Genomic DNA, 2,149 nt, shown 5'->3' with positions numbered 1-2,149 from the left:
AAAATAAAACGTTGGCTTTGGCTTCATTTCTAACGAAATGAATATTATTGTTTGTTGACGTTCTTGTTTGTTTAGTTTTCAAAGATCAATGGAGCGGGTGATGGGAATCGAACCCACAACAACAGCTTGGAAGGCTGTGGTTTTACCACTAAACTACACCCGCATATATTTTTATAATGGTCGGGAAAACAGGATTCGAACCTGCGACCCCTTGGTCCCAAACCAAGTGCTCTACCAAGCTGAGCTATTTCCCGTAATACTATGGCGCGCCCGAAAGGAGTCGAACCCATAACCTTTTGATCCGTAGTCAAACGCTCTATCCAATTGAGCTACGGGCGCATTTATTTAAATCAGCTTTTATATAATATCAAAAGCATTTAATTTTGTCAACATCTTTTTTGGTGCGGCCGAGAGGACTTGAACCTCCACGGGGTTGCCCCCACTAGGCCCTCAACCTAGCGCGTCTGCCATTCCGCCACGACCGCGTTTCGATTAGCGACAAAATTTATCATACCACATTTTGATATAAATATCAACTGGAAATTAGTGGTGCGGGTGAAGGGAGTCGAACCCCCACGCCTTGCGGCGCCAGATCCTAAGTCTGGTGCGTCTGCCAATTCCGCCACACCCGCAAATAATGGCTGGGCTAGCTGGATTCGAACCAACGAATGACGGAGTCAAAGTCCGTTGCCTTACCACTTGGCTATAGCCCAAAATATTTAGGAAAGAAACAGGAAATGAAGTTCATTTCATTCCCCATTCCTGATGACCCCTACGGGATTCGAACCCGTGTTACCGCCGTGAAAGGGCGGTGTCTTAACCGCTTGACCAAGGGGCCAAAATAATATTCTTCTACGGAGAAGGAGGGATTTGAACCCTCGCGCCGCTCACGCGACCTACACCCTTAGCAGGGGCGCCTCTTCAGCCTCTTGAGTACTTCCCCAAAATGGCTCCGCAGGTAGGACTCGAACCTACGACCGATCGGTTAACAGCCGATAGCTCTACCACTGAGCTACTGCGGAATAACGATACTCTTTTCGTTAATAAGGCGTTTGCCCTATCGACTCTTTACATTATAATGACGTTGCTCGCTAAAGTCAACACGATTTTAACAGGAAATAAATGTATTTAATTTACGAAGCTTTCATCCACTTTTTCTAATCTCCCTTTGCATTTACCGCAAACATATCGGCTTGTATCAATCTGTCTTTTTCTTTTATAAGGAAGATTACATTTTGTACATTTGTATAGAACTATCTTTTTTATTGTTCGTTTCTTTTTCACTTCAGGCAGTTGATTACAAAATCTTGGCGCCCCCGTTTTTTTTAACAATACTTTAAAGTCCCTATCACGATGCTGGTACCCTTTTCCCCCAAGGTGAAGGTGATAATGGCAAAGTTCGTGTTTTATAATCCCTATTAACTCTTGTCTTCCAAGCTGTTCTAGATACTTCTTATTTATTTCAATGTTATGGGATTTTAGAAGATACCTTCCACCAGTGGATCTAAGCCTAGGATTAAATATAGCTTGATGTTTAAACGGTATCCCGAATACCTCATTTGAAATCTTCTCCACCAGCTTTTGAAGTTCCGAATCTTCCATATTTATTCTCCTTACTTTGTTTGCGAACGTGACAACCTATTATAGCATATATTGTATATACAATTAATGAGGATACCATCACTTTCAGGAGGTTTTATTATGCCAACTTGGTTTCAAAACCAAATGAAAAGGGCTTTTTATGAAAAGAACCGATATCAAATTAAACTTTTAAACCAATGCTGGTTTTTTTACAGGAAGAAGCATGATTCTTAGAGATTGAATCGTTCTTTTTCAATTGTACTTTTCTTCTTTTATATGGGTCTATTCTTGATATTGCTAGTTAATGCTGATTAGTCTTTTTAAGGGACCTTTTTGATTTGTTTTATTTGATTGTAATTGTAACTTTGTATTTGAGGTTGTTTTGTAAGGCATACCGCTGCGCTTTTTTGATGATGAAATTTTCGTTGAGTCCCCAAACTTAGAACGCTTAATAGTTTACTGGGGAATATAGCGGCCTTCTATAGTTCCACTTTTTTTGAGCCATCACTTTTTCAGGAACGTAGGGACCTTCTATATTCCCTTTTTTCTAGAGCTATCACTTTTTCAG

At 40.6% G+C, this 2,149-nt stretch carries 2 protein-coding genes and 9 tRNA genes; 1 reads left to right on the top strand and 10 read right to left on the bottom strand.

Annotated features, from left to right (window positions below; genetic code table 11):
- Positions 1-89 precede the first annotated feature (89 nt).
- From V7083_RS21700 to V7083_RS21655, 10 genes are all read right to left on the bottom strand, one after another.
- Positions 90-163 (bottom strand) — tRNA-Gly (locus V7083_RS21700).
- A gap of 14 nt (positions 164-177) precedes the next feature.
- Positions 178-254 (bottom strand) — tRNA-Pro (locus V7083_RS21695).
- An 8-nt stretch (positions 255-262) separates the two neighbouring features.
- Positions 263-339, bottom strand: a tRNA-Arg gene (locus V7083_RS21690).
- A gap of 60 nt (positions 340-399) precedes the next feature.
- Positions 400-485: transfer RNA gene (locus tag V7083_RS21685), tRNA-Leu, on the bottom strand.
- Between the two features lie 62 nt (positions 486-547).
- Positions 548-632: transfer RNA gene (locus V7083_RS21680), tRNA-Leu, on the bottom strand.
- Between the two features lie 6 nt (positions 633-638).
- A tRNA-Gln gene (locus V7083_RS21675) sits at positions 639-713 on the bottom strand.
- 53 nt (positions 714-766) lie between these two features.
- Positions 767-838, bottom strand: a tRNA-Glu gene (locus V7083_RS21670).
- 17 nt (positions 839-855) lie between these two features.
- A tRNA-Ser gene (locus V7083_RS21665) sits at positions 856-943 on the bottom strand.
- Between the two features lie 4 nt (positions 944-947).
- Positions 948-1,022, bottom strand: a tRNA-Asn gene (locus V7083_RS21660).
- Between the two features lie 106 nt (positions 1,023-1,128).
- The gene (locus V7083_RS21655; protein WP_335481984.1) at positions 1,129-1,602 is read right to left on the bottom strand and encodes a SprT family protein; all 474 of its coding nucleotides are present in this window, start codon (positions 1,600-1,602) and stop codon (positions 1,129-1,131) included.
- A 99-nt stretch (positions 1,603-1,701) separates the two neighbouring features.
- Here V7083_RS21655 and cmpA point away from each other — a divergent pair, with 99 nt between their 5' ends.
- On the top strand, positions 1,702-1,815 hold the full coding sequence (cmpA, locus tag V7083_RS21650; protein WP_335481982.1) for a cortex morphogenetic protein CmpA: 114 nt from the start codon (positions 1,702-1,704) through the stop codon (positions 1,813-1,815).
- Positions 1,816-2,149: the final 334 nt, after the last annotated feature.

It is taken from the genome of Bacillus sp. JJ1764 (assembly GCF_036962145.1).
Lineage (GTDB): Bacteria > Bacillota > Bacilli > Bacillales > Cytobacillaceae > Neobacillus.
This window is presented reverse-complemented; position numbering and strand designations above follow the sequence as displayed.

Excerpts from the sequence above, each read along its gene's own strand:
- V7083_RS21655 (WP_335481984.1), bottom strand. The coding sequence starts at position 1,602 with ATGGAAGATTCGGAACTTCAAAAGCTGGTGGAGAAGATTTCAAATGAG.
- cmpA (WP_335481982.1), top strand. The coding sequence starts at position 1,702 with ATGCCAACTTGGTTTCAAAACCAAATGAAAAGGGCTTTTTATGAAAAG.